5 protein-coding genes are annotated in these 4,218 nt (G+C 68.6%); 2 read left to right on the top strand and 3 right to left on the bottom strand.

What is annotated here, in order from left to right; all coding sequences use genetic code 11:
• Window positions 1-146: 146 nt before the first annotated feature.
• Window positions 147-575 (top strand): VOC family protein, encoded by a 429-nt coding sequence (locus VFU06_08475; GenBank protein HEU5209432.1) that lies wholly within the window; start codon window positions 147-149, stop codon window positions 573-575.
• 440 nt (window positions 576-1,015) lie between these two features.
• Here VFU06_08475 and VFU06_08470 read toward each other — a convergent pair whose 3' ends face one another.
• Window positions 1,016-1,450, bottom strand: a complete 435-nt coding sequence (locus tag VFU06_08470; protein ID HEU5209431.1) for a VOC family protein — start codon at window positions 1,448-1,450, stop codon at window positions 1,016-1,018.
• 195 nt (window positions 1,451-1,645) lie between these two features.
• The gene (locus VFU06_08465) at window positions 1,646-2,284 is read right to left on the bottom strand and encodes a TetR/AcrR family transcriptional regulator (GenBank protein ID HEU5209430.1); all 639 of its coding nucleotides are present in this window, start codon (window positions 2,282-2,284) and stop codon (window positions 1,646-1,648) included.
• A gap of 126 nt (window positions 2,285-2,410) precedes the next feature.
• On the opposite strand from VFU06_08465, the gene VFU06_08460 reads away from it, so the two are divergent.
• Window positions 2,411-3,541 carry a glycosyltransferase gene (locus tag VFU06_08460; protein ID HEU5209429.1) on the top strand — a complete coding sequence of 377 codons (1,131 nt, stop codon included), beginning with the start codon at window positions 2,411-2,413 and terminating at the stop codon, window positions 3,539-3,541.
• A gap of 295 nt (window positions 3,542-3,836) precedes the next feature.
• Here VFU06_08460 and VFU06_08455 read toward each other — a convergent pair.
• On the bottom strand, window positions 3,837-4,218 hold a 382-nt coding region (locus tag VFU06_08455), incomplete at its 5' end, for a dihydrofolate reductase family protein (protein ID HEU5209428.1).

Genomic DNA, 4,218 nt, shown 5'->3' with positions numbered 1-4,218 from the left:
GTGGGTGTACGGGCTGATCAGGCGGGAGTGGCGGCCGTCCGAGCCGGTTCCCGCCCGCTGAGTCCTCCTCGCCCCGGAGTCGACCGTCAGTATCGTTCGCGGTGGCCCCGGCCGAACCACGGGTCAACCGGAGCAAAGGAGTGGGGATGGCCGCTCATCCGCAAGGTGTCGTGCCCATGCTGGCCTACGCGGACGGTGCTGAGGCGATGTCGTGGCTGTCCAGCACGTTCGGCTTCGAGGAGCGGGAGCGATGGCTCGACGCGAACGGGGTTCTCTCCCATGGAGAGATGTCCACCGGTCATGGACTGATCATGCTGGCGACACCCACACCCGACTACGAGGGCCCCCGGCTTCATCGATCCCACTGCGCCGCGGCTGCGGCGTGGAGTGCCGCACCGTGGGTGATTGATGGGGTCCTCGTCTACGTCGACGACCTGGCTGCCCACTTCGAGCACGCGAAGGCGGCCGGAGCGTCGCTGCTGTCCGGCATTGAGACCGGCCCGGACGGCAGTCGCCTCTATCGGGTCGAAGACCTGGAGGGGCACCGCTGGATGTTCATGCAGGCAGACAACTGAACGCACGTGGGTGCCCGCTCGATCGTGCGAGCTCGGAGGTGCTAGCGGCTGCCGCCAGCGCGGACCCGGTTCTACAGTTGCATCCCTCGAGGCCGAGCCGACCGTAAGGAAGCGTTGCCCGAGTCGGACACGGCCAAGCAGGCCGCCGATCCAGTAGTCGAGGCGCTGAGTTGCGGTCGTTGGCAGCGCATCGCGTGCGACCGGCGCCCAAGCCGCAACGGCAGTCGCGCTGGCTGACGTTGCCATCCACATCGTTCGGCAAGTCAGGCACCCTTGAGGGTGCCGAGCGGCACGGGCGGAGCGCTGCGCGGCAGAGATCGCTCGGCACCTCGTAGATCAACGGCGACAGGACACGGAAGTCCGCCGTAGCTCGGCCCTTGATCATCACGACAGGGTCCGAATCGATCACGGAACCCGACTGACGTCAGGTTGGCGGCCACTCAGTCGAGACAGAACTCGTTGCCCTCGATGTCCTGCATCACGAGGCATGACTCGTTGACGCCATCGGCACGCAGTAGTCGTACGCGTACCGCGCCGAGCGCGACCAGTCGTGCGCATTCGGCCTCAAGTGCGGCCAGGCGCTCTTCCCCCACGAGCCCGCTGCCGACCCGCACGTCAAGATGCAGCCGATTCTTGACGGCCTTGCCTTCGGGAACGCGCTGGAAGAACAGTCGCGGGCCCACACCGGAGGGATCAACGCACGCGAACGCCGAACCCTGACGCTCAGGCGGCAGCGCGCGATCAAAATCGTCCCAACTAGCAAAGCCCTCCGGCGGTGGCGGTACGACGTACCCCAACACCTCGCACCAGAAGCGAGCGACGCGCTCAGGTTCTGCGCAGTCGAAGGTGACTTGGAACTGCTTGACCGACGCCATTGATCCACCATAGAGGTGCCCTGATTGCGGGGGCCTTGAAGGGACTTGTCCTCATCGCCTGGCCTCCTGCGCGCAGGTTGGGGTGGGGCGTGCTGGTTCGGCAGCGTGGCGGCCACGCGAAGGTCGAGGGCAGGGTACGGCGCGAACCCCTAGGTGCCATCCGGGCCGGCCTAGCTTCGCTCCCGTGCCCAGGCGTCAGGGTGAGAGCAACGTTGCGGTCAAGGTGTCCTCGAGCCATTCGGCGTACTCGTCCGTCGTCCATCCTTGGACGTCGCAGAGCATCCGGCCGACGTCGGGACTGGCGAGAGTCCAGACGACTTGTGCCGCGCGATGCTGCGGCATCCGCAGCTTGGCGCACTTGGCGAGCCAGCCGACGACGGTCTGCATGTACTGGAAGCGGTAGCCCTCGATCTCGTCGCGGAAGGCGGCCATCTCCGGCTCCACGGCTTTGGCCGTGCGGAGCACCTCGGAGACCGGGCGGACCCGCTCCGCCATGGTCGCGTAGTCACGGGCGAACAGACGGAGGAGCCGGCGCGGATCGCGTTCGTCGCGCATCGCCTGGCTCTCGGGTCGGTCGAGGACGCTGGACTCGCCGCCCGGCGCGAGCCGGAAGTCGATCAACGCGGAAAGCAACCCCGCCTTGCTGCCGAAGGTCGCGTAGACCGTGTCGGGCGCCACGCCCGCTGCCTCGGCGATGGCGCGGATCGACGTGGCGCCGTACCCCTGACCAATGAACAGCCCCGCGGCGGCTTCGAGGATTCGATGCCGGGTCCGCGTGGCTTGTTCGCGGCGGACGGGGGAGTTGTAGCTGCGGGGCTTGACGGGCTTTGGCATTTGGTCCTACTGTCACTCGGGTCAATCTAGTATAGCTCGGATGAATATCACGGGCGGGGGTGGCGGGTCGTGCGGGTGTTGGTTACGTCGACGGCTGGGCTCGGGCACATCCATCCGATGGTGCCGTTGGCCCGCGCGTTCGCGGCGCGCGGCCACGACGTGTTGTGGGCCACGCCGGCCGACGGCGTCGCCCATGTTCAGCGTGCAGGTATCACGCCGGTGGCGACGGGCCCAGCCGCGCTCGCGGGTCCAGCCCAGTTGCGCGCGCGGTTCCCCGAGGTCAATGCGCTCGCGACGGAGGACGTCCCGGACGTGGGTTTTGGGAAGCTGTTCGGCGCGATCGCCGCGCCGGCAATCCTCGCCGATCTCGCACCGGTCGCGCTGGAATGGCGACCCGACCTGGTGGTTGCCGACGCGGCGGAGTTCGCCGGACACATCATGGCCGCCGAGCTAGGCGTGCCGAGCATCACGAAGGGATTCGGGCCGCTGCTCCCCAAGCGTCGGGTCGCGGCGGCGGGCACGGAGGTGGCACCGCTTTGGCGCTCGCGCGGGCTTGAGCCACGTCCCTTCGGCGGTGCCTACGACCACGTGTATCTCGACATCTATCCGCCGCAGCTGACCTCCGAGGACGCCCGGCACATCCCGCGTCGCCAGCTGATGTGCCCGCTCAGCGACGACGGCCACACCGATATGTCGTCGCCGCTTCCGTTGCCGGAGAGCCGGCACGACGCGCCGCTCGTGTACGTGACGCTGGGCACCGTCTTCAGCGACGTGGCGCTGCTGCTGGCGATCCTCGCCGCGCTGAGCGATCTCGACGCACGCGTTCTCGTTACGGTCGGCCCGCGTGTCGACCCTGCAGATCTCGGACCGCAGCCGACGCACGTGCGCGTCGAGCAGTATGTGCCGCAGGCCGCACTGCTGCCGCACTGCGACGTCGTCGTGTCACACGCCGGCTCCGGCACGATGCTGGCCAGCATCAGGCATGGCCTTCCGCAGCTCTGCCTCCCGCAGGGTGCGGACCAGTTCCTCAACGCCACGGCGGTCGCGTCAGCGGGCGTAGGCATCTCCCTGGCGCCGAACGAGGCAACTGCGTCGGCGATCCGCGATGCTGTCGCCCGCCTCCTCGATTGCGCGTCGTACCGCGACTCAGCGGCGATCCTTGGCCGGTCGATCGCGGCGATGCCGACACCTGAGCATGTCGCCGCCGTCATCGAAACGCTCCCGCGCTTGGCTCCTGCCGCGTCGGGAGCGCGGTGAGGGCGCGCCGACCGGCCTTCACCGATCGCGTCGACAGCACATCCGTGACCTCTCCGATGGGCCCTGAGGTGGCGGGGGAGGGGGCCGAAGCGCAGCCTCTGCACCACTGGGCTTGTCGCGGGCGTCAGACTCCGCGACATGCCGTACGTCATGCGCCACGCCGACCCGCGCACCATGCGCGACGACATGGCTAGAGCCACTCGACCGCCATGCCGCTCACGCCGTGGCGGCCTACCTCGCCGGCATGGCACCGGCTGACGACCTCTGCCCGGGCGCGTCGACGACGCAACCGGAACTATTCGACAGTCAGGTCGGACTGCTTGCGGACGCGGAAGCGGAGGATGGTGGCGTCGCGCGACCGCGTGCTGCTGATCGGTTCCAGTTGTGTCCTCGCGAGCCCCGGGGACGAGAAGCGGATGCCGTCGCCGAGCAGCACCGGCAGTATGTACACCAGGATCTCGTCGACGAGCCCCCGCTGCAGGCACTGGCCGGCCACGTCGGCGCCGAGGACTTCGAGGTTCTTGCCGCCCGCAGCATCCAGTGCCGTGGCGACCGCTTCCCCGATGTCGCCGGAGAGGATCTGGACCTCCGGTTCCGGCCGCTCCAGCGGCCTGTGGGTGAGAACGAACATGGGTCCCGAGAAGGGGTAGTCGACGCTGCCCGGCTCCTCGGCCTCC

It is taken from the genome of Longimicrobiales bacterium (assembly GCA_035764935.1).
Classification (GTDB): Bacteria; Gemmatimonadota; Gemmatimonadetes; order Longimicrobiales; family RSA9; genus DASTYK01.
This window is presented reverse-complemented; position numbering and strand designations above follow the sequence as displayed.

Excerpts from the sequence above, each read along its gene's own strand:
- VFU06_08475 (HEU5209432.1), top strand. The coding sequence starts at position 147 with ATGGCCGCTCATCCGCAAGGTGTCGTGCCCATGCTGGCCTACGCGGAC.
- VFU06_08465 (HEU5209430.1), bottom strand. The coding sequence starts at position 2,284 with ATGCCAAAGCCCGTCAAGCCCCGCAGCTACAACTCCCCCGTCCGCCGC.
- VFU06_08470 (HEU5209431.1), bottom strand. The coding sequence starts at position 1,450 with ATGGCGTCGGTCAAGCAGTTCCAAGTCACCTTCGACTGCGCAGAACCT.